The sequence below is a fragment of the Lacipirellula limnantheis genome, from assembly GCF_007746075.1.
Classification (GTDB): Bacteria; Planctomycetota; Planctomycetia; order Pirellulales; family Lacipirellulaceae; genus Lacipirellula; species Lacipirellula limnantheis.
In genome coordinates this window covers 3,820,369-3,844,977 of record NZ_CP036339.1, presented here as the reverse complement: position 1 = coordinate 3,844,977, position 24,609 = coordinate 3,820,369, and the positions used below count along the sequence as shown (strand labels likewise).

Genomic DNA, 24,609 nt, shown 5'->3' with positions numbered 1-24,609 from the left:
CCGCTACAGCGGCCTCGCGGGCAGAGGCTCAACCAGCCGATGAAGAAAAATCTGCAATTGCGACCGAGGTTGACTCCAACCTGCGTTGCTGGGATGCGTTTGCCATTTTAATCTTTCGCCGTCGAAGCCATCTTCCGCAGCTGTTCGAGCTGAGGCGTCGAAAGCACGTCGCCGGGAATCTCCTTGCTGTCGATGGCCGTTACGAGCCGCTGCGCCCGCTCGGGCGTGCGCGCGAGGCCCTCGATCGCGAGCTTCCGGTTTTCGTCGTTGAGGCGCGGGAGCGCATCGATCAGAGGTTGGATAACGCCCGCGACTTCCATATCGCTCAGCCCGCTGACGGCGCCCATGTTGAGTTCGGCGTCGACGTCGGCCTGCAGGTAGCGCACGAGTTTCTTGCCGTACTTGTCCCAATCGCTCGCTCCCAGGAAACGAAGCGCGTCGTAGCGCGTGCCGGTTTTGACCTTCTCGTTGTCCGCCATGGCGTCGGCGAGGAGGATGGCGCGTTCCCACTTTTCCTGCAGGTCGCGCCGGTCTTTGAGGAGCTCGACCATGCGGCGCGCGGGCCATTCGCCGACTTGGCTCACGCCATTGATGATTCCGCCGCCAATCACCACGGCTTGCCAGTCGGCAAGCGGCTCCCCTTTGTCCGGAAGGGACAGCTCGAGCAGGCGCACCAATTCGCCCGTCTCATTGCGGCGGGCGGCCGCGATGGCAAACTCCCAAATGGCGGGGATGCGGTCGTACTCTTCCGGCTTGCCGACCGCCAAGCCATCGAGAAGCTTGGTGATCTCCGCGGGGGCGTCCTTCGTTGCCGTCGCCCGAGCCCGGGTGCTGACGGGCATCAGCTGCAGGCCGCGCATGTCCATCAGGTACTGACTCCGCAAGGGACCGTCGGGGCGGACGATCACTCGACCCGGTCCGGCGCTGAGCGAGACGCGGCCAATGGGCTTCGAGCGGTAGGAATGGAACTCGCCGACGCCTGAATCGAAATTGCCGGTGCCGGGGACCGTGGCATGCAACGGCAACGCGCCTCCTTCGACGACGAATCCATTTCCCGCCGCATCGTCGATGCAAGCCGCGTCGAGGATGACTTCGTATTCGCCGGTCGCGGGAATGTCGACGTCCCAGGCCACATGATCCAGCTGATCATGCCAATAGCCAATGTTGCCATGCTCCGGCTCGTAGGTGATGTCTTTGCCAAAGATCGAGCCGTTGGCGGCGAGCAGCCGCAGCGAGCCGTCGGTCTCGGCGGTGACGAGGGCGGGCCGATTCCCCTCAATCACCTTCGGCGTCGGACCGATCGATCGCAAATAGGCGATGACGTCGCCAATATCGTGGGGCGCCAGGTCGCGTTCCAATCCTTCGGGCATCAGCGACTTGCCGGTATTCTCAAATTGGTCCAGGTCGGAGCGCAGCAGCGTGTGCTGCTTTCCTTCCTGCTCCGTCAGCGTGACGCTGGTTGAGGTCTCGGCGGTGAGGATTCCTGCGTGCGACAGTCCGTCGGAAGTCTGAGCGGAGAAACTGCGATAACGCTCGTCGAGCGCGCGGTTGGGATCCAGAATCGACTCGATAAGCGCTGCAGGCGAGCGGGAAGTCAGCGCCGCGAGGTCGGGACCGACTGCAAAACCCTGCCCCTCGAGACGATGGCAGCCAGAGCAGTGCTTGGCGAATGCTTGACGACCACGTGCAGGATCGCCGGGAGGCGACGCGTGCGCGACCTCGGCAACGTAGTGCTGCACCACTTGCTCGCGGTTGGGGTCGGTCGAGCCAGCGAGCGCTCCGGCGGCGCGGCCGCGGACATGTTCGTCAGCATGAGCGAGGAGCCGCTGCCGCTGCAGGGCATCGAGATCGCCAGGGCCGATTACTCCGGCGTCGATTTGATCGAGCAATGTGGAGGTCATTTCGACGCTGCCGAGCATCAAGTTGAATGTCTGAGCGCGAGTCGCGGATGTAAACGCCTTCCAGTGCGCTAACAGGGTTTTGGCTGCCGTCGACGTCCCAAGCGACGCACCGAGCTCGATGGCGGCTCGATGGACGGCGGGAGAGTTTTGCGGTTCGAGCAAGCGCTCCAACAGCGGGAGCAAGTTTTCTCCTTGGGCTCCACTGGCCACCAGAACGCGCAGCGCGGCCAGCTGTTGCGCTTCGTCTCCACGACCCTCTTTGAGCAATTGTTGAGCCGCGGCAACCATTGGCGCCAACAATCGTTGGATAGGTTCCGCCGCCAGCGATCGCCGGCGCGACTGCTCAAGCAGTTCGGCCGCTGCCAGTTGCCAATCGGCGTCTTCCGCGACTGCCTGCGACTGCAACGACTTCGCAAACCTCAACAAATCGTCTGGCTCGCCCAGCTTGGCGACCAGCTGAATGACGGGCGCCAACTGCTGGGGCGGAAGATGTTTTGCAACGGCTTCCTGCAGCAGGGCGGCCGCGACGGCCACGACGTTCTGCTTGCCGACGCTGCTCCACACGGCGCCGAGAATGTAAGGGTCTGCGCTGTTTCGCGCCGCGATTCGTGCCAGCGCGGCCGGCACGCGCGCATCGTCACTCGTTCCCAGCGTGTACGCGAGCTGGAGCTGAACCTGTGGGTCGTCGTCTTCGACGAGCGCCAGGATAGCATCGGTCAACTCTGGCTCCGTGGCGAGCAACGATTCGCTCATTCTAATTGCATGGCGACGCACCGCGGGAGCCGCGTCGCCCAGCGCGTCGATCAACAAGGCGGCGTCCAGCGCGTGGAGACCGTCGAGCGTGCAGAGGGCTTGCAGGCGCGACGAAGGTCGAGACGAACGACGAGCAACATCGACGAGCTTCGGGACCGCCTCGTCGTCGTCGCGTAGAATCAGCATCTGCTGCACGAGGTCGCGCAGTGGGCCGTTGGGGGACTCGATTTGGGCGGCTAGCTCAGTCGCCCCCAAATCGCCAAGCGATGCGATCGGACGCGGCAAAGCGCCGCTCGGCCGAATGCGGTAAATGCGGCCCTGATCGCGTCCGGCTGTGAGATTCAATCCGCGCAGTTCCTCCTCGGGAATAAACTTCTTGTGTTCGATCACCTCACGGTGCATGTCGACGACGTACAGACAGCCATCAAGCCCGGTACGAATCTGCACCGGACGAAACCAAGGGTCGGTTGACGCCAGAAATTCGCTACCCGCCTCGTCCTCCGCCCGCACCCCTGCGAACGTGGCGCCGCGCGGTTCGAGGATGCGACGATGGACGAGCTGATTAACCGGCTCGGCGACGAACACATTGTTCGCGTACTCGGCGCCGAGCAACTCATCGCGATACACCTCCAACCCACAGGCGGCCGTCGGCCGACCTGGCGGGCCCGACATCTTGAACAGCGTCAGCTTGCCGATCGGATAGAGCTGATTGGCGTCGGTCCCCGTAGAGATCGATACCTCGACCGGCGGCGGCGCGATGTGAGGATTGCGCGCCACATAGCGATCTTCCAGCGGATAATGGTCCATTAGCGAGCTGTTTTCGCAACCGAACCAATCGCCCCAGTCGTCGCGAGCGCGACCTTGTTGCGTTGAGCCGGTGGCCGCCTCGAATTCACCGGTACCAGGGCGAAAGCGGAAATCGCGACCTCCTAGTTCATACTCCTTACCCGCGAACGTGCGGATCTTGCCCCCAAAGATCCCGCAGGAACCGTAGAGCCAGTTGTCGAGGCCCCACCGCAAGCTGTTGACCCGAGCCTGCGCATTGTGCGTTTCAAAGCCAGTGAGCAACACCTTCCGCGTCTCGGCCTTGCCGTCGCCGTCCGCATCCTCGAAGTAAATCACGTCGGGCGCGTCGCAGACGATGACGCCTTTGTTCCATACCAGTACGTCCGTGGGAAACCGCAGCCCGTCGCAGAAAGTGGCGGCCTCATCAAAGCGGCCGTCGCCGTTGCGGTCGGTCAACACGCGGATGCTGCCGTTGGGCGCGAACTTCTCGTCGGTGAACCGAAAGTAGTCGGGCATCTCCGCGACCCACAGCCGGCCGTCGGAGCCAAAATCAATGGCGACCGGGTCCGCGACCAGCGGTTCCGCCGCGGCGATTTCAATGACGAACCCTTTTTGGGGGAAGATTGATGCCAACGCTTTATCGAGCGGCCACGGTTGAGCGACCTCCGTTGGGTCATCAGCGTTAGTGGCCAAGCGGGCGGCTGCCGCATCGTTGCTCGCTGCGCCCGCATTCGTCGCTTTGTCGTTGCCCAACGCGACGCGGAGGGAAGGCGACAGCGTCATGAGAGTTAGCGCCAAACTCAATGCGCGGGGGCAATGACTGCGGAACATCATCGAATCAGTCACCAAGGGAGGTAGGAATGAGCAGAGCGTCCCACACGGGAATCTACCGCTACATCTTACTCGATTCGACGGGAAATTTGGAGCTAATCGCGCTTTCGCGGCGATACGCCGCGCTCGCGCAGCGTATCAACCGCGACGGGCTGTTTCACGCCAGAATGCCGTGCAGTATCCGCCCGGCCACGTCGGTCAGCCGCATGTCGCGGCCGCTGAAGCGAAACGTCAGCCGCTCGTGATCGATCCCGAGCAGGTGCAAGATGGTCGCGTGCAGGTCGTGCATTTCGACCCGATCCTCAACGGCTTTGTAGCCGTATTCGTCCGTCGCTCCATAGACCGTGCCGCGCCGTACGCCGCCGCCGGCCAACCAGCAGGTAAAGCCGAACGGATTATGGTCGCGGCCATCGACGCCTTGAGCGAATGGCGTCCGCCCGAATTCGCCGCTCCACCAAACGAGCGTCTCATCGAGCAGCCCGCGAGCCTTGAGATCGGTCAACAATCCTGCTATCGGCTGATCGACGGCGCGGGCGTTGCTCTGGTGCCCCTCGACCAGCCTCGCGTGCTGATCCCAACGATCGATTCCCGCGGCTGCTGGGCACGTTAGCTCCACAAATCGGACGCCCCGTTCCACCAAGCGGCGCGCGAGCAAGCACTCGGCGCCAAAGGTCCGCGTCGGGGCGTACTCCGCGTCGAGACCGTACAGCCGTCGAGTCGCGGCGGTCTCGTCGGCAAGGTCCACCAACTCAGGAATGGCCGCTTGCATGCGGTACGCCAACTCATAGTTCGCAATCGCCGCTTCGACCGGATCGGCGTGGTGGAAGCGCTCCGCCACAAATCGGTCGAGCCGCTGCCGCAGATTGATTTTCGCCGCTGAGGCGGCCAGCAACGTCTCCAGCGGTCGCAGGTTTGCCACCGGTTCGCCCTCGGGCCGCAGCAGCGACGCTTGGCACGTGGCTGGCAAATATCCGTTGCCGAAGTTATCGATCCCGCCCGGCGGAATGAGCCCGCCGTTAAGGACGACGAATCCAGGCAGGTTCTGGCACGGGCTTCCCAAGCCGTACATCGTCCAGGCGCCCGCGGTGGGCCGTCCCTGAATGCCCGCGCCTGTGTGCAGAAAGTAATTGGCGCTCGTATGCTCGGAGAATTCCGAGGTCATCGAGCGAATGACCGTCAGGTCGTCCGCGCAGCGGGCGACGTGCGGAAACAACTCGCTGACTTCGAGGCCGCTGTCGCAGTGCTTGGCGAACTTCCAGGGACTTCCCAGCGTTAGCCCGTTGTTGTTGAACTGCGTCGGCTCCATCTTCATCTTGAACGGCTGACCGTGCTCGGCCTGAAGCCTGGGCTTCGGGTCGAACGTGTCCATCTGCGATGGCCCGCCGTCCATGTAGAGGAAGATGACGCTGCGCGCCTTGGGAGCGAAATGGGCGCCCCGAGGCATTCCATCTGCACCTGCCGCGGCGGATTCAGCAAGCAATCCGGCAAGTGCCAGCGCCCCGAAGCCGCCGGCGCTGCGCCGGAGCATTTGGCGCCTTGTTACAGGAGCATCGATGAATCGGCCGCAGTGCATAGAAGTAGTTTTAGGTTGGGGAGTGTCGGCGAAATGGAGGCTGCACTAATTCAGATAGATGAATTCCTTCAGGTTGACCAGCACGTGGCACAGGTCTCTCCAAACTCGAACATCATCTCCGCCGACGCCGTAGGTTGCCGCTTGGTCATCAAGAAACGCCTTCGCGGCGTCGATTTCCTCTCCAGTTGCCGACCGTGCGAATGCCTTGCGATACATTTCGCGTATGCGATCCTCAGCGTTGCCATGGTTCTCGATTACTTTCTTCGCCCAGAGATCGCATTGCTCGAGAACGAAAGGATCGTTAAGCAGGCAGAGGGCTTGAGCCGGCACATTCGAACTGCTCCGTTGGCCGACGCACGTCGCCGGGACAGGCATGTCGAACGCGAGCAGAAACGGCGACAAGAAATTACGTCGCACTTCCAAGTAGACGCTGCGGCGTCCCGCCCCGTCCAGCGGGCCGCTCTCGGCCGGCTTGCCGCGCCCATCCATGAACGAAGTCAGGTGAATCGGCACGGGCGGTCCAAACTGCTGCCGATCGAGGCGGTCTGAGATTGCGAGAAGTGCGTCGCGGATCGCCTCGCCTTCCAGGCGTCGCACATTCGCACGGTGAAGCAGCCGATTCTGCGGATCGAGCCGCTCCGCTTCCGCGGAGCTTTCAGCCGCCCGTTGATACGCGTCAGACAACATCATTTCGCGAATCAATCGTTTGACCGACCAGTTCTCTTCGACAAAACGCGAAGCCACATAATCGAGCAGTTCCGGGTGCGTCGGCCGTTCGCCGAGCACGCCAAAATTGTCGACGGTGCCCACCAGTCCCCGACCAAACAGATGCTGCCAGACGCGATTCGCCATCACGCGGGCGAGAAACGGATTGTCTGCGGCCGTAATCCGCTCGGCTAACTCGCGCCGGCCGCTGCCTTGGAGCGGAGCGGGTTCGTCGTCGCCGGTAATTGCTTCGAGCAATCGCCGCGGCGCTTCCTCGCCCGGAGTCTTGTAATTGCCTCGGATTTGGACGCGAAGATCTTCTCCACTGCCGTCTCCGATCGCCACGGCGGTCGCGGGCGCCGGCAGCGCGGCGTCGATGGCCGACATCTCTGCAAGAATCTTTGGCAGGTCGTCGTCCGCGTCGGCTGCGGCAACCGCGATGTCGCTGGTCGCCGCGCTCGCCGAATCTTGCCGCCGCGTCGGCGGCTCCGCGGAGTCGCTAAACACGATTTCATCGACCGCCAGATATCCGGGTCCGGCGTCGATCAGCTCTATATGGGCGCGATGTCCCATATAGCGGGACGCGTTCTGCGAGCGCCAGCCTAACTCATCGCTATCGAGTTCAAACGTAAACCCCTCGAACAGTAGGGGCGTGAATGGATCCATCGCGTAGCCGTCGACAATTAGCCGCACCTTTGCCTGGCGCCCTGCCACGCGGTAATGAAGGTAGGGCTTTTCGATGGTGAACGTTTGGGAACGTAGCGTTCCTGGCAGGCGGTCGCCGTACCTGCCGCTGTGCGCTAGACCGGCGGCCAGCATTTCGGGCCCGCTCGGCGTGACGCGCCAGTCGCCCCGGTCCGCAAGCGTGTCGCCGAATGCCCATCCTGAGCGAAACCACGAGGCGCCTCCGTCATCAAAGCCTTCGAACGTAGCAGGCGCGCCGGCAGCGTGGGACGCTGGCAGCGTCCCACGAACTCCCTGCGACGTTCCCGCGCGGCCAAGCCCTAGCGCCTCGCCGCCGCGACGATGGAGTTCTTGGAGCCGTGCGGCACCCGCCTCAAGTTCACCGTTGGGATCCAGGCAAGCCACCTGCTGATGTGAACTCGCCGCGAAGCCAGCGAGGGCGTAGTAATCGCGCGTCGAGATGGCGTCGAATTTATGATCGTGACACCGGGCGCAAGCGACCGTCAGGCCGAGAAATGCCTTAGTGAGAACGTCGACTTGATTCTCCAAGCGGGTTGCCTGATCCGCACGGGAATCAACCGGCGCGTGCACCGCCTCCCCGAGGTACCAGAATGCGGTGGCAAGAATTGATTCGTTAAACCGCTCCGTCGGGTGAATGCGCGGCGAATCGAACAGGTCGCCTGCGATATGCTCCTGCACGAACTCGTCGTACGGCACGTCCGCATTAAGCGCACGAATCACGTAGTCGCGGTAGCGCCAGGCATTGGTCAGCGGAAAGTCTGATTCGTGTCCCAGCGTTTCAGCGTAGCGCACTACATCGAGCCAATGTCTTCCCCAGCGTTCCCCGAAATGGGGCGATGCGAGGAGCCGGTCGACTTGACGTGCGAACGCATCTGGGGACTCGTCACGTTCGAACGCCTCGATTTCCGCCCAGGTCGGCGGCAGGCCTGTCAGATCGAATGTAGCGCGACGCAGCAGCGTCGCGCGATCAGCCTGCGACGCCGGCGCCAGTCCCGCGTCGTCGAGCTTCGCTAACACGAACGCGTCGATGGGCGTTGTAGCGCTGGCGTCCGCGAGTTCCGGCGGCGACGGCCGCACGACACGATGCCAAGCCCAATGGCCAGCCTTGCGGGCTTGCAGGTCGAACGCCGGCTTGGCCTCCGCGACGGCGCCCTCAGCTCCCGGTGACCACGGCGCGCCGATCCGCACCCATTCCTCCAGCAACGCGACGTCACCGGCCGCCAGTTGCTCCGTGGGGGGCATCTGGTAGACGTCGCCATATCGGACTGCATCAATGAGCAAACTGGCCTCGGGCTGGCCAGGTTCGATCGCGGCCCCGGTATCGCCCCCCGAGAGTAAGGCTGCGCGGGAATCGAGACGCAGGTTCGCCTCCTGCAGGTCCGGCCCGTGGCACTCCTGGCAATGCGTGACGAGCAGCGGACGAATTTTCGCCTCAAAGAATTCAATCTGCTCGCTGCTGAACGGGGCCCCGTCGATTGGGCCTTCCGAGGCGACATCAGCTGCGACCGCGAAGACGCCGCCGAGCAGCGTTGCCGCTACGACAGCGAACGTTCGTGCCATCAGCATTGGCGCGTTCATGATCATGCCAAAGTCATTAGAATCTCCTGGCGAAGTCAGTTCAATTGCGCTCAAGCGCCGGCGGGACGACCGTTTGCGTCGGCTCAGGATCGGCCAACGCCTCGGCGGTCACTCCGCCACGACAACGCCCGAAAAGGCCGGCAGATGGGCCGTGGGCGGACCCGCAGGTTCTCCATCTTCCAAAGTAATGGTTTGGTCCGTCGCGAAGATGATCTTGGCATTCTTCCCAACTTGAGAAGGTAGTACCCACTGAAAAGTCTCGGCGCCCCGATTGAACGCGACCAGCAGCGACCGCCCCGCAAGGCTGCGTCGGAACGCAAAGAACTTTGCATCGTCAACGCTGGCAACGGGCGACCAACTGCCGCGCCGGAGGGCCGGCTCGTTGTTGCGCAGCGCGATCGCGCTGCGATAAAAATCATGCAACTCATGATCAAATGCAACGGCGACGGCCTCCCGAGGGCGACCAAGCGGATCGTGACTTTGCACGCAAAATTGCAAATCTTCCCAAGTCATCGGCGCGCGGTCGCACGGATCGTCACCGCCCCACATCCCTGCCTCGTCCCCGTAGTAAACCATGGGAGCGCCGACGTACGTCATCTGCAGCAGGACGATCATGCGCTGCAGGCGACGCTCTTGCTCTGTGGGCGGTCTCACGGCATACGACGGGTTGTAGCGCGGCGAGACGACGCCCCCCTCGTCGTAATCGAAACGATCGGCGTTGCGGTAGTGCTGCTCGAATGGGCGGTTGACGATCATCGACGCCACGCGCTCCGTGTCGTGCGAGTCGATCAAGTTCTGTTGGGCAAATTGCATCGCCGTTGGATACGCCTCGCGCCGCAGCTGAAGCTCGCGACCAAAATCATGCGCCGACATCCTCCCGTCGATCAAGAACCCCTTCACCGGGAATGCAAACGCATGGTAATTCATGGTCGCCGAAAACCCTCCTTCAGTGAGCAACCGGCGTGCGTCGTTCCAGAATTCCGCCACGGTGTAAGCCTGCGGGTTCAAGCGGCGCACGAAGGCGTTCCACTCCTTCCAGAAAGGGAGCGGCACTTCGTCCGCCACGTCGAGGCGCCAGCCGTCAATTCCATCCACCGGATCGCCGTCGTTGTTGGGATCCATCCACCGACGCGTCACGTTCAGCACATATGCCTTCGGCCCGGGGTGGAGGTCGTTGCCCGCGGCGTTGTCGGAAAATTCGGGGAGCGTGCGATTGCCCCACCATCCCTTATAGTGAAACTCGTCCGCGGGCGTGGTTGGATCGTCGAAGTGGGCGACGATATACCATTCGGCGTAGGGCGACTGTTCGCGTCGCTTGACAATATCCGCGAAGGCGAAGAAATCGCATCCCGTGTGATTGAAAACCCCGTCAATAATCACGCGAATCTTGCGCGAGTGGGCTTCGGCGAGCAACTTCAGGAAGAGCTGGTCGGCCGCCGTCCAGTGCCATGACGCGGGATCGCTGGTTTCGGCCGCCATCAGGGCGAAGTCGCCCGCGGGATCGGGACCGAAGTGGGGATCGATGTGGTGCAGGGAACTGCCGTCATACTTATGCAGCGAGCGCCCGTAAAACACCGGATTGAAGTAGATCGCGTTGACGCCGAGGTCTTGCAGGTAATCGAGTTTGTCGAGCACCCCCTGCAGGTCGCCGCCGTAGCGGCGGTTGAAGACGCCGTTCTCGTAAAAGTTTTCGCCGCTTTCCCGTTCCCAGTCGGCCCGTGCGTACCAATCGGCCGTCCAGGGGGTGATTCGCCAGGACTTTGGCGTTTCCTCGGCGAACTCCAGGGAGGCGTGCGTCGGATCGTTCGAGGAGTCCCCGTTGCGAAATCGCTCGGGGAAAATCTGGTAGAAGACGGCGTCGGCCGCCCATGCCGGGACGTTCGCGAGCGATGTCGCACCGTCCCACTCAGCGGCTGTTGCCGGCGGCATTGGCGTCGAGCCGTCGGTTGCGGCGGCCGTGAGTTCGGCCACGTTCGCCACCCGGCTGGGCGCGATCACGTCTCCGCATCCGGCGGCGCCGATGATGACCGCCGCAATCAGTCGCGCAGTCGAATTCACGAGATGAACGCTCTTCCGCAACAGGTCTAGAGAAAAAACGGGGCGACCGCGGCTGGCCCCCGGCGAACGCGCGGCCGCCCCTTAACAAACGCTACTCAACCAATTTCGCGCTCGTGGCGCGCCGACCGCTTACCGACGCCTGCTGACGCCGAGCAGGCCGATGCCGCTCAGCAGCAACAGCGCCGCGGTCGGCTCGGGCACGGCGGCTGCCGCCGCCACCGCGGGGGCCGGCACCACGACGAATTGATTACCGGGGAACTCCAGTTCAAAGTCCGGCAACAGCCCGCCGAGGTTGCCGAAGAGCACTCCTTCGCCAGAGACCTGGTTGGCGAGGAAATCGTGGCCGCCATTGTTGACGAACGCAATGAGCTTGATCGGCCCCGACGTGTAGCCGATCTCGGACAGCGGGATGGAGAACTCGATGCCAGACTTCACATTTTGGGGATCATCCGTCGTCGGGACGTCGTATGGGCCGTTGCCCGATACTCCCGCGACGTTGCTATTGTCAATCGCCATCTGCAGATCGACGATGTTTTCCATGTCGCGACGCTTGAACGTGTTTGACGGGTCGCTGCCGTCGATCGGCAGCGAGAACTCCAGTTCCCGCGTCACAAGATTGCCGTTGACGGTCCCGGCACCTTGCGCATAAACCTTGTCGATCAAGTCGCCTTGCGCCAGGTCAGGAAGCGCCGGTCCGACCAAAATGTCCGACTTGTCGACGTTGGGATTCTGCGGGGCGAAGTAATATCCGTCAAACGGCGCGCTGGCGACGTTGAAGCCGAACGTCCCTTGCCACGTCGCCAAATCGGCCGCATTGACGGCGCCGTTGCCGTCGGCGTCGCCCATGGCGCGCGTGCCGCCAGTGGTGACGGTCCCATTCCGCTGCCAGGTAAGGAACTCACCGCCGTCCACGTTGCCGTCCGTATCGAAGTCGGCTGTGGTCCCGCGGAGCACATTCGGCAGTCCTCGCTGTGCGAGTTGCATGCCAAGCGCGCCGTGGCGACCGTTGACCCCATCGGTCAGATCCGCGTAGTGGGTGGTCGCCGCGTAAAACTGCAGTTGATCGGGAAGATTCTCGCGCAGCTTCTCGAAACCATGCGTGAAGGTAAGATAGTGATCGGCCGTGAAGCCGGCGTCGAACGTCAACCCGGTCAGTCGCTGCAAGGCGCCTGTGTTGTCAGGATTCGTGCCGTTGCCGCCGCAGCAGAACTGATCGACGCCTGCCGGCAGCACGCCTCCATCAATGGTGTTGACGCCTCCTGCCTCGGAGTCGATGAAGAGGTCGATCTTATTGAAGTTGGTTTCCAGATTGCCGGCAATGGTGACGTACAGCCGTCCCCCTGAAATCACAGCGAAGACCTGATCAATCTCCGAACCGCCGCCTCCGTTAATGGGGTCGCCGCTGGTGGCGTTGCCGAACTGGGTGTTGGTATTTTGCGTCGAGAGCGCGGCGCCGTACTCGGCGTCGGCCTTTCCGTCCAGGACGGGAATCGCCCACGCCGGGGACGACATCAGTGCGGTCAGCGCCAGGGCATGGCGCACGATTCGAAACGTTTTCATTTTCATTCCTCCCTCGTTGATGTGGGGTCGTCGGTGACCCGATGGTCGAAAAGCCAGGGGACCGATCGTCCCCGTCATCAATGTCATGAACGTTGCCGATGTCCAATTCTCAGTGGGACGGATGCAACTCCCGCAACCGCCGATGTTGCCACCGTAATCAATGCCGCGCCTGACGGTTCAGGCACAGCGGCCGTCGCGGCGATCGCGCTAAGCGGCGCCACCTTTCCAAAATCGTTTCGCAATAGCGCCAAGTCCGCGGCGTCAACGACGCCGTTAAGGTCGGCGTCGCCTTGGTCGAACCGAGCGCCCGCGATCCCCGCGTTCCGCTGCCAGGTCAAGAAGTCCGCGCCGTCCACGCGACGATCGAGGTTGAAGTCGCCAAAGCTCGTGCGGACCAATTTCGTGATCAATGTCGACACGTCAGTCAGCCCCGCGACGCCATCTGCGTTCAAATCGGCTTGCCAACCCGATTGGCCGAAGCTCGCGTGCAGCGCCGCGACGTCGGCTCCGTTGGTGACGCCATCGAGGTTGACGTCGCCGCGCTTCACCAACAGTTGGTCGTAGGCATTTAGCGCCGCAGGGCTCGCCCCCTCGGTCGAAAGTTCGTCGCCCAGCGCGAACAGGTCGACGTTGGTCACGCGCCCGTCGCCGTTCACATCGCCGGCCGCGTTGAACAGATTGTTCTGGCTGTACAACACCTGCTCAAACGAGCCGTTGCTGGCGCCGAGCATATCTGACGCTGCGTAAACGCCATTCCCATTCATGTCGCCAAACCCGGCCCCGACGCCTGTCTCTGTAAACATTCCCGCGAACCGTTGGATGTTCGAACGACCCGTTGGCTCGAACGTGACGACGGTGGCCACATGGTTCCCCGTCCTCACGCCGAAATAACCCGAGATAAAGCTGTCGCGATCGTAGTCGGCGGCGTCCCCCTGGCCGTTCTGCACCATCTGCATGATCTGGGCGTTGCTCATGTTGGCGGGCAAGTCGAGAAAGAAGTGCATGTTGTCGGCCGTGCCGTCGGCGGACCGCACCACGAGATCGCGGTTCTGCAACGTAGCGGGGCTGCTAGCGAATGGGGCGAAGCTCACCACGGCGGCTTCCGGCGGTAACCGGTCGACGTAAATTGTCCGCGTGAAGTCGGTGAACACTGCCGGCCCGCCATCGCCGCCGGTGGCAGCGTCGCGATGACGGAAGGCGCGCACCGTCAGGTAGTGGCGCCCTTCGCTCAGCGCGCTGGCGTCAATCGTCTGCGAATACATTCCGGCGCCGGTGCCGACGTTGACGCCGGCGCCGTTGTCGACATAGCCCGGGGAGCGCACATCGGTAAATTCTTCGAAGCCGTAAACGACGCTCCCCGGGGCGGTATGGTCGACGCCCGGCTGGTTGTTCAAGTTGATTCCGCCGTCGATCATCAGCAGCGCCGCATCGCCGTCGGCATGGAAATCGCGCACGGCGTTCGCTTCGCCTGCCGGAGCCGGCAGCGTGACGGGCGTGGTGTTTAGTTGCACCGCGAACGTGTTTCCAGTAAACACGTCGATGTTCGTGAGCCGTGCCGTGCCGTTGTTGGCAGCGGTCGGCGTCGCGCCGGCAAGCGTCGATGAAACGCCGGTCAGCGTCAGCAAGCCCTGCGGCGGGGCGACGCCATAGACGACATAACCTCGGCCATGTCCGGCATTGCTCGGGATGCTGAGATTGATCTGCCCCAAGCCGTTCACCCGAATCGCTTCCGGAATTGCATTGCCCGGATCGACGGTCGAGTCCGCCGCATTGCCCGTCAACTCGACCAAAACGGCGCCGGGGGCGAAGTCGGTCTGCACTCCGCTTCGCGTCTCGACGAAGGCATCGTTCCGATTGTTCAAGCCGACAATCGCCGACTTCGACCGCTCGTAGACGTAGATCGTCGACTCCTGCTTGCCATTACCGTTGCCGTCGCCAAACGCTTCGTCGATCCACCGCTCACGGAAGTCGCCGCGGCCGTGGCTGTTCCGCAGCTCGACGAGCTTGGTAACGGTATCTCCGTAGAATCCTCCCAGCGCGTCGTCCTTGCCGACGCGCGGGAAATCGCGGCCGTTGCCGAACTCCCGAGCATTCGTGTAGACGATTGCATTCCCAGGTCGCAGCAGCGTGTAGGCGTACGCGACGTTTTGTAGATAGGGCCCCAGTTCGTCATGGCTCTGTGCGAATGCGACCCCTTGGCTGCCGTTGGTCAGCCCGTCGTCATTTAGGTCGATGCTCGCTCCGCGGATCGCATGCCAATTGTTGGCCAGTCCGTTGGCGGTGAGGTTGCTTTTCAGGGCGCCGAATAGATTGAAATCGAGCGCGTCTCGATTGCCGCCAAGCTGGCCCAAATTCGCGTCGTCGACGTCCTTGCGAATGAAGCCCTGGATAAACGCGGAACTGTCGTAGCCCGTTTCGGTGAACGAAAACGCATGTTGGCGGCTGCCGTCCAGCAGCGGACGTTGGTTGGCCAGGAAAACGCCTTGATCGATATAGTCGAGCACCCATCGCGGAAAGTGTCGCCCCGCGTCGATCCGGAAACCGTCGATGCCGATCTCCTGAATCATCCACCGCGCATTGCGCATGATCAGCCCGAGAGCGTTCTCGGCGACGGCGTCGCCGGCGAGCGGGTTCGCGGCGTTGAAGTTGTAGAGCGTGACATTTTGGTTCAACCGCGGATCGAACACCGTAGCGCCGCCGAGCCCCTGATCGGGATAGAATCGCGCGTGTTGCGGACCAGGGACGTTGGCCGGCGGGCGATTGAAGATTCCCGTCGTCCCGGCGGGAATGTTCTGTGGATTCCCCGGGGCCACGGGTTGCCGAATGAACTGATGATTCTTCTCTTGGGCGACGTCGATCAGTCCCGACAAGCGAAAGTGCTCTTCGCCTCCCTCGAAAGCCCCGTGAAAATCGCCGTCGATATCTCCCGGCAAAGTCACGGCGAAGCCGGGGTAGCCGCCGCTCTGGGCGAACGTCACGTCATCCGCCGTCGTCGCCGTGCCGCGCGTGTCGACGGTGCTCATGTCGCTAAAGCCGTTGTGATTGGGGATGAAGTCGGTGTTCACCAGCACCCCGGCCGTATGAGCCGATCTCACCAGCGTCTTCAGACCGGTCTCGGTCCCGTAGAGGGTCTCGTTCCGGGGCTGGCCGAGATCAAACCGGTTGTACACGTCGTATCCCACCGACTGATTGCCGCTGTCGGCCCGCGCGGGCGGCGGCAACCAGAGTCGTCCGTATCCGGCCGCGTGAATGTCCGCCAGACGATTCTCAATCGTTTCCCACCGCGCTTCGAAGATCTGCAAGAAGGCGGGCGCTGAAACAGTCTCAGCGCGCGTCGAGTCAATCGGCCAGACGAACCACGCGCTGGCCGCTGCGAACGCGAGCGCACGAACCGCCGCTCGCATCAGCCATGCGCGGCAGGCGTGAGTCAAGCGTGATGAAGCCAACGGCTGCATTGAATTCCAACAAGAACGCCGCCCTGCGGCGCGGTTCCAAAACAAGTCGATATCGTCGTGATATCTGGTTCATCAGCACTTCTCATGCACTGAATCTGAAAGGCCGTCTCTACCGGCGACGAGCAGGCGGCGGCTTCCATCCTGGCGGCGGCGTGGCATTCAAATCGATATCGATCGTGTTGTCGCCAGGCGCCACGGTGAACGTTAGTCCCGAGGTCGCCGGATCGCGGTACCAATCGGGAGTGAGCGACTTGCCCATCGGCGGCGGCCCCCCTTTGGGGTTCGGCGGCGGCGTTTCATTGGCGGCGACGCTCACCGTATACGAGCCCGAGTTCAGACCTTCCTCGCGCCCCGTGCGCAGCAAGTAGGCGCCGTCCGCGTTAATTTGTCCAAACGCATCAGCGCCTGCTGATTGCGGTTTAAATGAAATTGTGCCGCGCGGCACCGGGGAGCCATTGAACTTCACGGTTCCTGAGACGGTTGCGTCGTAAGGGCCGCCGCATCCAACCAACGCGAGCAGGCTGAGGTACGCGGTCAACAGCCGTGCTCGGGCATGCGAGTAACGCTGGTTCAAGGCTTCGCCTCCTCGACGGGCGCAATTTCCGCTTTTGCAGCCGCTTCTGAGTTCCCATCGGTCTCGGTGGCAGCGCCGGCGGAATTGGATTCGTCTGCAGTGTCAGCGGACGTCGGCTCCTCGGTACCCTCGTCAGCCGTCGACAACGTTGCGACTTCGTCGCCCCCCTTATCTTCCTCCTCCGCCGGCGGGTTCGCCCAAGGGCCATCGAGCTTCAGCACAATGATGTTCGGGCCTTTCTTCACCTCAAACTTCAAATCACTCGTGGCACGACTTCCATACTTGTCGGCGATTAACTTCGGCCCTGCTGGCGGCGGGCCGCCGCTTGACGTGGCATCCTTCGGCGACGGTCCAGTGATCATCGCCGTGACGACATACTCGCCGGCAGGTATTACGCTGCTGTCGGGACTGCCGACGTCCCCTTGACCGATGCGTAGCGAGTAACTCCCGTCAGCCGCGATCGTGCCGACCCCCGTCGGCCCGTTTTCCACTGGGGTAAACGTTACCGATCCCCCCGGGGCCAATTCTCCGTCAATCGTGACGGTCCCCTGAACGTTGGCGTCGTACTTCGCGTTGGCGCCGCCGCAGCCGAGCACTGCCGCAACCGACGTTAGCGCGGCCAAGCGCGGAGCCCAAGACTTGATCGATGCGTTCATGAATGCGTGGACATAAACAAGGTCAGTTTGGACAAGTTGCAGACGCCGTTATTGATTCACCGACGCCGTCTCGCCGCCGTCGCGCGTGGCCAATGAGCGGTAGGCAATCGTGTCGATCCCTTCGTTGACGAACTGCACCGAACCGTCGCCCATCACAAAGTTCACCCCGCCCGGATGGACGCTCTTGAATCCGCGTGATTGCATCCATTGCGGACTCAGCTTCATCGTGGCGACGTCGAGTCCAACATGGAAATAGTTGATCGGGACGCCGCACGTGGCGAAGTCGCCGTCGGCGAAGAACGCCGATCCGTGAAAGTCCTGGCCGGCGACGGTTTCGCCGACCATAAACGTGTTGCTCTGGCCGTCGGTGACGGATTTCAGCGCGATAGGTTTCACCGACGTGTTTCGGCCGAATAATCCGTTCGTGTCGACCGTATTGTGGCTATCGGGGACCGATCCCGTCGTCAGCGGGAATCCGACGGGGGGCGAAAGGCTGCCTCGCGCGATGCCGTCTGACATCACGGTGTCGCCAATGACGCCCTTGTAGTTGGTCGTTCCAACGGAAACCCCTTCCCAGTACCAGAAATCAGTCGATGGCTGAGCTGTGTCATCGGACGAACAGGTAAGGAACGGGTATTGCTTTTCAATGAATGGACGAATGTCCGGGGCTCCCATCCCAGATCCGTTGGCTCCGCGCGGCGGGCCGAATTTCATCTTTCCCTTGGTCGTCTGCAAGCCGTTCTTAATGCCTTGATGCACTGCTTGCTGTTCGATGTAGGGCAGAATCTCAACAATCCAGCCCTTGCCGCTGATTCCCGGGCCTCCGTTGGATGGATCATTCGTTCCGCCCGGCGGGCCGATCCAGTTTCCCTTGATGTCGAAGTCCTCGGCATCCTTGTAAATACTAGTGGGCAAGTTGCCCTGGTGCGCGTCGGCGTAATTCAGACACGCCAAGCCAATCTGCTTCATGTTATTCCCGCAACTCATCCGCCGCGCCGCTTCGCGCGCCGCCTGCACCGCCGGCAGCAGTAGGGCCACCAGCACGCCGATGATCGCGATGACCACCAGCAGCTCGACCAGCGTGAAGCCGCGACGCGACCGATTGATTGAGTTGCCCATGAAGAGCCCTTTACTCTAGAAAAGCCGCGCCGTTTCCATACTTGCCGGAGAACGGCGACATCCTGCACTGCAAATCGCTTCGCTGCCCGCCGCAAGTCGGCGGGCAGCGAAGTTGTCATTGGTAAAAAATTCAAACGAAACCAAACGTCAGTTACTTCCGGCGACGAAGCGCCAGCAGTCCCACGCATCCCAGCGCACCTAGGCCGAGCGTGGCCGGTTCCGGAACCACGACGGTGAAGTACTGATTTCCGGCAAACAGCTTGAAATCAATGGCGCCTTCGCCAGTGAAGTTGCCGTTGCCGTCGCCCCCCAAGTTCCCTTGCGGCGCTGGCAGGCCGCCGAGGAACTGGTTCGACCAATAGTGATGCCCATCGCCGTTTTGGCCAACCATCACATGCAAGGGACCGCCGACGTAGCCGAGGTCGGCCAAGCTGATGCTCAGTTCCAGACCGGTCGTCACGGCCGCCGCCGCGGTTTCGTCAGCCGCGCCCGATCCGCCGCCGACGCCCAGCATGTTGCTGCCGTCGTAGGCGACGCCAATCGGCGACGCATTGACGCCGGTGCCGGTGTTGCCCGCGCCGGCATCGGTTCCGCCGAACACGTTTTCGTAAAAGTTAAACGTCTGGGCGCCGAGATTAGCGAAATCAAGGTCGAACTTACCCGAACCGCGGCGCGCTATCAGGTGGTAGTCGGCCGTGAAGCCGGCGTCGAAGACGAGGCCATCCATCCGCTCGGCGTTGTCGTTGCCCGAGCTGTCGAAGACGCTTTGGCCGCCTGCCTTCGAGTCGATGAAGATTTCGAGCTTGTTAAAGTTCGCTTGCAAGTTGCCGGTTAGCATCAAGTTGAGGCGACCGCCGTCAATGACTCCGTAGCCGGCGTTCCACTCGCTCTCGTTGTTGCCAAACTCGGTGTTGACAGTCTGCACGGCAGTCGACGGCAGGCCGCTCGGCCCGATCAACACCAGCGCCGGACCGCCGTAGCCGGCGTCGCGCGACCCGTCGACCGTGATCTGCGCCATCGCTGGCGCAGCCATCAGGCCGACCAAAAGTAAACCCAAGATCCGCTTCATGATGCTACCTCCGGGAGAGATCCCCCAAAAAAGGAAAAGTCACGCGCCGCGCCAACGCTCGAGGCGTTGAGCCGGCCATTCTCCGAACAACTGACGTTCTACAGCTACAGAAAAGTCATTGCCGCCCAGCGGCGCTTACCGCCCGCTGCTGGCCACGAGCCAGAAGCGATTAATCCATCCTGTTTCCAAACTGACTGCCGTTGGCCGCGAGTCGAATCCATCGAGATGAGCGATCGGCTGTCTTAGCCGACCCTGATTATTGCCCCACCGACCAGTTACCGCGAGGAAATGGGTTCCCACGCGGAGTTCGTCGACTTCATGGACCTTGCTGCCGTCGAAATTGGCCAAGCTAACGCGATCAAAGGCAAAGTTGCCGCGCAGCACGGCGTCGGGTTCGCATTCTTTCTCGTCCCGCAGCGACGCCGGATTGCGATAGACCTCCGCCGTGTCACGGTTGCCGACGCCAAACCGTATCTTAATTACGAAGAAGTTCGGTGCACTGGATTCAACGCCCAACGAGGGAAGATTTTTCGCGCCATAGACGTTGATATTCGAGGTGGCGCCATACCCGGCGCCGTCGGCGCCGTTGCCAATGCACAGCACGCGGTTGCCATTGCCATCCCCCCGATGAAGCTCCAGCCCGTAAAAGCCGTCGTTTACCTTCGAGACCCGCTGAACGAAGCTCAAGTACACGTTCTTGCCGTCGCGACCGACGAGGCGAACTTCATCCTGATTTTCGACCAGCCCTTCAGCGTCGAAGACCCCGCCCACCGACGTGGCAAGCTGTCGTCGAATGCGGTTGCGGTTCCCGACGAGCACGGCGTGGTTGCCGACCGGCACAATTCCTTGCATGGCTAGGCTCCCGGGAGTCACCCGGTTCGAGTCTGGCCCCGCGTCTTCGTCATCTGCTGAGGTGGTGAACCACGGGCCTGCCCACCCAAAGCCGCCGTTCTGCGCTTCGAGCGGCCCCTCCGGATATCGAAAAGATTCGTCCGCCAGCAGCCCGTCATGGGGGCCCGCCGCGGGAGCGATATTTCGCACGAAGCCGGCGTCGCTGGCGGGGAACTCGACGACGGTCGTCGACACCGGGCTGATCCGCGCCGCCTGAGCGGCGTTCAATTCCAACCGCCGCGTCGCGCGCCCAGCGTTGTCGAGCACGTCGGCCTTCAGCAATCCGTTAAAGACGTGAACTTCCGCCGCGCCCGATTCTTGCGCCACCAATCCAAATTCGGTGCCGGCGTCGAACAAGTCGAGGGCCGCCGTGTGGACGTGGAAGCCCGCGGCGCGCTCCGGTACGACGGCGGCAAGCCGGCCTGCGACGAGCGCCACCTTGTTGGAACTATCGACGTTGAACGATGCCGGCCCTTCCAAGAGCAGCGTTGCCCCGTCCTCAAAGGTGATCTCCGCGAGCCCTTCGGCCAGCTCAATCCGCTGACCAGGATACAGTGACGAACCATAGCCAACGCCAGATTGTGAATCGCGCCAAATGCAGTTATGCGTACCAGTGATGCGTGCGACCGCGTCGCCAGTCGGAACTGCGAGTTGTTCAGCGGACCGGGGCGCCCGATCGGCCACCTGACGGCTCGTCCAGTGCCAGGTCGCCCAGCTAGAAACCGCCGCCGCCGCGACGATGGCGGCGGCAAGGCCATACCACGACCTGCGCGATTGCTTCGCTGAGGAGCGGTCGTCAACTTCATGTTCGACGTACTGCGCCACGTCGATGTCGTGGACCGGCGCGTCGTCGGCGTGCAGTGAACCCGCTTCGGCGAACAGGCAAGCGTGCGTCCACATATAGTTGGTGTAGATCCGCCGCGCCTGGGCGTCGCTAGCCAGCAACTTATCCAACTCGCGCCCCTCAGCCTCGCTGATGGTCCCGTTGCAAAAGCTGCCGGTCGCCTCCAGCAATCGCTCCGTGGTCCAGTCGGCCTTCATACGATGCCCTCCGCCGAAAGCCGGCGATCGATGCACTGATGCAACGAGCGACGAATGCGATTGAGAGCCTTGTAGACGGTGTTGGCGGGTCGCCCCAGCTTTTCGGCGATGGCTTTGAAGCTCGCGTCGGCCTCGCCGTAGCACTGCTGCACCAGCTGACGGTCGTTCGCCGGCAGTTTGCCCAGGCACTGACGCAGGGCCTCGCGCCGAAAATCGAACAAATCGGCCCCTCGCGCCGCGTCGGCCGCCAGCCGCTCGCAGGTTGCGTCGCTCAATTGGAAGCCTTCTCGCTTCGCTTCGCGACGAAACTTGCGGACCTGGTTGTGGGCAATCACGCTCACCCAGCGGACGAAGTCGGTGCCGAGCTCGAACTGATCAGACATGCGCCAGACCGTAACGCAAACTTCCTGGAATACTTCTTCCGCGTGTGCCGGATTGGCGAGCAATGTCACGAGGTACGAGAACAGCCATCGGTCGTACTTAGCGAACAGGCGCGCAAACGCATCGCGACGCTGATCCGCCGCGGTTGAGTCGCCGCCGGTTGAAGTACGCTGAATGTCGTCCGCCACGATGCCGCCGTGAATGCGGTGAGAAGCGAGGAGCACTAACTCTCAAGTAAGGCGCGCGACGGGCAAAACTGGTATCGAAAAATTGCAAGATTCTTTGAGCCGTCTGTCGTCGAAATCGGGGCTAGCGCCACAAGTCCTTACAGTTCAACGGCTTGGCGAGAATCAACATGCCCTGAAATTTCTGGTGATCACTCGGGGCGGTGCGACCTCTTCGTTGCCTGTCGCACTCGCGCCGACGAGCGTGATTGACAGCAAATCACCGTTCTAGCTACCGTGGCCGCATGGAATGGATGCACTTCACCGCCCTCAATCCATCCCGTCCCCAGCAGGAGATCGCAGCGTGAAGCTCTTTCCCTTCATTATTTTGCTCGCGATCGTCGTGAAGCCGCTCACTGCCGGCGGCGCTGAACCGCTGCGCGCCGGCATTGTCGGTTGCGATACGTCGCACGTGATTGCATTCACTAAACTGATCAACGCGCCCGAGGCGACGGGACCGCGCGCTGGCGTCGAGGTCGTTGTTGCGTTCCCCGGCGGCAGCCCCGACATTCCCAGCAGCGCCGACCGCGTAGGTCCCTATACCGACGAACTTCGCGGCATGGGCCTGGAGATCGTCGATTCGATTTCCGCGCTGCTGGAAAAATGCGACGTCGTGCTGCTGGAAAGCGTCGACGGACGCACCCATCTGGGGCAATTCCAGCAGCTGGCCGTCGGCAAGCCAGTGTTCATCGATAAGCCGGCGGCGGCCAACCTCGCCGACGTGATCGCCATTTTTCAGTTGGCAGAACAAACGAATACCCCCTGTTTCTCGTCATCAGCCTTGCGCTATTGCGCCGCGGTTACGAAGCTTGCCAACGACCCGGCGGTGGGGAACGTCACGGGTTGCAGCGTTGCCAGTCCCTTCGAGACCGAAAGTCACCATATCGATCTTGCTTGGTACGGCGTCCATGGCGTCGAAGCGATCTACGCCATGATGCGGCCTGGTTGCGAAATGGTCAGCCGCGTCGACGGGGCGAATGCAACCCTCGTCACCGGCCGCTGGGGCGACGGGCGCATCGCCACCTGGCGCGGCCTAAAATCTCACGGCGATTACGCATTTACCGCATTCGGTGACAAGGGAATGGCGTTTGACCGCGGCTTTTCCGGCTACGAGCCGCTCGTCGACGAGATTTGTACGTTTTTTGCAACGCGACGCGCCCCCGTGACGGCGGAGGAAACCATCGAAATGTTCGCGTTCATGGAAGCGGCCGACGCCAGCCTCCAACGCGACGGTCAGCTCACCAGCACGAAAGAGATGATCGATCGCGCGAAGCAGAAGATTACCGAGCGGAGCGCCGACAAATAATCCGCTCAATCGCGCGTACGAGTCAGGTCGCACGAATCCGCCAGGAGAGGAGTTCCATGTCGATGCTCACTCGACGTCACTTCGTCGCTTCGACGGCCGCCATCGCCGCGACCGCGTTATCGACCGGCCGCACCCGCGGCGCCGACGCCAATAGCGAGGTTGTTCTCGCGTTGATGGGGGCCAACAGCCGTGGTTCCGACCTTGCCGCCCAATTCGCCCAGCAGGCCGGCTGTCGGATAGGCTATGTGTGCGATCCTGATGAGCGTGCCATTGCCAAGGGCATCGACGCGGCCACGTCGGGCGGCGCGGCGAAGCCGCGCGGCGTGCGCGATTTTCGTGAAGCGCTTGATGATCCTGCCGTCGACGCCTTGATCTGCGCCGCCCCGAATCACTGGCACGCGCCCGCGACGATCTTGGCCTGCGCGGCCGGCAAACATGTGTACGTCGAAAAACCTTGCAGTCACTCGGCCGAAGAGGGCGAGTTGATGATCGCCGCCGCGGCGCGGGCCAGCCGCGTCGTCCAGGTCGGCACGCAGCGCCGTAGCGGCCCTCTCTACCGCGAAGCCGTGCAGCGCGTTCGCGAAGGCGCGATTGGCGAGCCGCTCCACGCCAAGTCGTGGTACCACACGCCGCGGCCTTCGATCGGCGTCGGCAAGGAGACGTCGCCGCCGGCGTGGCTCGACTACTCGTTGTGGCAGGGCCCCGCGCCCGAGCGACCGTTTCGCGACAACACGCTCCACTACAATTGGCATTTCTTCTGGAATTGGGGCGATGGCGAAATCGGCAACAACGGCGTCCACTCGATCGACGTTTGTCGCTGGGCGCTAGGCGTCGATTTCCCCACGCGCGTCACGTTCGCCGGCGGTCGCCTGCGATTCGACGACGACCAGGAGACTCCCGACACCGCCAATGCCATTTTTGAATGCGGCGACAAAATGATTGTCTGGGAGCAGATTTGTTGGCTTCGACCGTCGGAGAGCGCCAGCATTTTCGGCATCGAGATTCGTGGCACCGAGGGCATTCTGCAAATCAATGACGAAGGGGCTACGATTCACGACGGCGATCGCAAACTACTAGCCGAGTTCCAGGGCGGTCGCGGGGACGCGGAACACCTGCGCGACTTTCTGGACGCTGTCCGCGACGGCCATCGGACCCACGCCCATATCGAAGAAGGGCATCGCAGCGCCCTGTTCTGCCACCTCGGCAATATCGCCTACCGCTCCGGTCAGTCAGTGCGGATTGACCCCTCGACCGGCCACATTGTCGACAACGCGGCCGCGGCAAAATTTTGGGCTCGGGATTACCGTCCCGGCTGGGCACCAAGCGTATAAGTCCCCGCACGACGAAGCATCCTGTGGCCCTTCGCAAGCGGCGTGATACACTCGCGACAAGCGTGGCGGCCCCTGTTTTCCTGATTTGTTGCTTGACGGCGGGGCGTCGAAC

The 24,609-nt window shown here is 62.5% G+C and carries 14 protein-coding genes; 2 read left to right on the top strand and 12 right to left on the bottom strand.

What is annotated here, in order from left to right; translation table 11 throughout:
* Positions 1 to 107: 107 nt before the first annotated feature.
* From I41_RS14775 to I41_RS14720, 12 genes are all read right to left on the bottom strand, one after another.
* Positions 108 to 4,223: a PVC-type heme-binding CxxCH protein gene (locus I41_RS14775; RefSeq protein ID WP_168206920.1), complete on the bottom strand. Its 4,116-nt coding sequence runs from the start codon at positions 4,221 to 4,223 to the stop codon at positions 108 to 110.
* Positions 4,224 to 4,428: 205 nt separating this feature from the next.
* Positions 4,429 to 5,799, bottom strand: a complete 1,371-nt coding sequence (locus I41_RS14770; RefSeq protein ID WP_210420959.1) for a DUF1501 domain-containing protein — start codon at positions 5,797 to 5,799, stop codon at positions 4,429 to 4,431.
* 90 nt (positions 5,800 to 5,889) lie between these two features.
* Entirely contained in the window at positions 5,890 to 8,814 is a 2,925-nt protein-coding gene (locus I41_RS14765) for a PSD1 and planctomycete cytochrome C domain-containing protein (RefSeq protein WP_210420958.1), read from the bottom strand.
* Between the two features lie 126 nt (positions 8,815 to 8,940).
* Complete coding sequence (locus I41_RS14760; protein WP_145433579.1) at positions 8,941 to 10,890, bottom strand: glycoside hydrolase family 13 protein; 1,950 nt, start codon at positions 10,888 to 10,890, stop codon at positions 8,941 to 8,943.
* A gap of 129 nt (positions 10,891 to 11,019) precedes the next feature.
* Complete coding sequence (locus I41_RS14755; RefSeq protein WP_168206919.1) at positions 11,020 to 12,450, bottom strand: PEP-CTERM sorting domain-containing protein; 1,431 nt, start codon at positions 12,448 to 12,450, stop codon at positions 11,020 to 11,022.
* Between the two features lie 83 nt (positions 12,451 to 12,533).
* Positions 12,534 to 15,896 (bottom strand): dockerin type I domain-containing protein, encoded by a 3,363-nt coding sequence (locus tag I41_RS14750; protein WP_210420957.1) that lies wholly within the window; start codon positions 15,894 to 15,896, stop codon positions 12,534 to 12,536.
* Between the two features lie 118 nt (positions 15,897 to 16,014).
* Positions 16,015 to 16,479, bottom strand: a complete 465-nt coding sequence (locus I41_RS14745) for a carboxypeptidase-like regulatory domain-containing protein (RefSeq protein WP_145433573.1) — start codon at positions 16,477 to 16,479, stop codon at positions 16,015 to 16,017.
* Positions 16,476 to 17,135, bottom strand: coding sequence for a hypothetical protein (locus I41_RS14740; protein ID WP_145433571.1), 660 nt, complete (start codon positions 17,133 to 17,135; stop codon positions 16,476 to 16,478). The genes I41_RS14745 and I41_RS14740 overlap by 4 nt, the downstream gene beginning before the upstream one ends.
* A gap of 48 nt (positions 17,136 to 17,183) precedes the next feature.
* The gene (locus I41_RS14735) at positions 17,184 to 18,254 is read right to left on the bottom strand and encodes a DUF1559 domain-containing protein (protein ID WP_145433569.1); all 1,071 of its coding nucleotides are present in this window, start codon (positions 18,252 to 18,254) and stop codon (positions 17,184 to 17,186) included.
* 151 nt (positions 18,255 to 18,405) lie between these two features.
* Positions 18,406 to 19,323, bottom strand: coding sequence for a PEP-CTERM sorting domain-containing protein (locus I41_RS14730; RefSeq protein WP_145433567.1), 918 nt, complete (start codon positions 19,321 to 19,323; stop codon positions 18,406 to 18,408).
* 135 nt (positions 19,324 to 19,458) lie between these two features.
* Entirely contained in the window at positions 19,459 to 21,255 is a 1,797-nt protein-coding gene (locus tag I41_RS14725) for a FecR domain-containing protein (protein WP_145433565.1), read from the bottom strand.
* The gene (locus tag I41_RS14720; RefSeq protein WP_145433563.1) at positions 21,252 to 21,860 is read right to left on the bottom strand and encodes a sigma-70 family RNA polymerase sigma factor; all 609 of its coding nucleotides are present in this window, start codon (positions 21,858 to 21,860) and stop codon (positions 21,252 to 21,254) included. The genes I41_RS14725 and I41_RS14720 overlap by 4 nt, the downstream gene beginning before the upstream one ends.
* A 304-nt stretch (positions 21,861 to 22,164) precedes the next feature.
* On the opposite strand from I41_RS14720, the gene I41_RS14715 reads away from it, so the two are divergent.
* Positions 22,165 to 23,166, top strand: a complete 1,002-nt coding sequence (locus I41_RS14715; protein WP_210420956.1) for a Gfo/Idh/MocA family protein — start codon at positions 22,165 to 22,167, stop codon at positions 23,164 to 23,166.
* Between the two features lie 56 nt (positions 23,167 to 23,222).
* Positions 23,223 to 24,497, top strand: coding sequence for a Gfo/Idh/MocA family protein (locus tag I41_RS14710; protein ID WP_246133673.1), 1,275 nt, complete (start codon positions 23,223 to 23,225; stop codon positions 24,495 to 24,497).
* Positions 24,498 to 24,609 lie beyond the last annotated feature (112 nt).

Coding starts and splice junctions, on each gene's coding strand:
- I41_RS14775 (WP_168206920.1), bottom strand. CDS start 4,223: ATGACGCTGTCGCCTTCCCTCCGCGTCGCGTTGGGCAACGACAAAGCG.
- I41_RS14770 (WP_210420959.1), bottom strand. CDS start 5,799: ATGCTCCGGCGCAGCGCCGGCGGCTTCGGGGCGCTGGCACTTGCCGGA.
- I41_RS14765 (WP_210420958.1), bottom strand. CDS start 8,814: ATGGCACGAACGTTCGCTGTCGTAGCGGCAACGCTGCTCGGCGGCGTC.
- I41_RS14755 (WP_168206919.1), bottom strand. CDS start 12,450: ATGAAAACGTTTCGAATCGTGCGCCATGCCCTGGCGCTGACCGCACTG.
- I41_RS14740 (WP_145433571.1), bottom strand. CDS start 17,135: ATGAACGCATCGATCAAGTCTTGGGCTCCGCGCTTGGCCGCGCTAACG.
- I41_RS14735 (WP_145433569.1), bottom strand. CDS start 18,254: ATGGGCAACTCAATCAATCGGTCGCGTCGCGGCTTCACGCTGGTCGAG.
- I41_RS14730 (WP_145433567.1), bottom strand. CDS start 19,323: ATGAAGCGGATCTTGGGTTTACTTTTGGTCGGCCTGATGGCTGCGCCA.
- I41_RS14725 (WP_145433565.1), bottom strand. CDS start 21,255: ATGAAGGCCGACTGGACCACGGAGCGATTGCTGGAGGCGACCGGCAGC.
- I41_RS14710 (WP_246133673.1), top strand. CDS start 23,223: ATGTCGATGCTCACTCGACGTCACTTCGTCGCTTCGACGGCCGCCATC.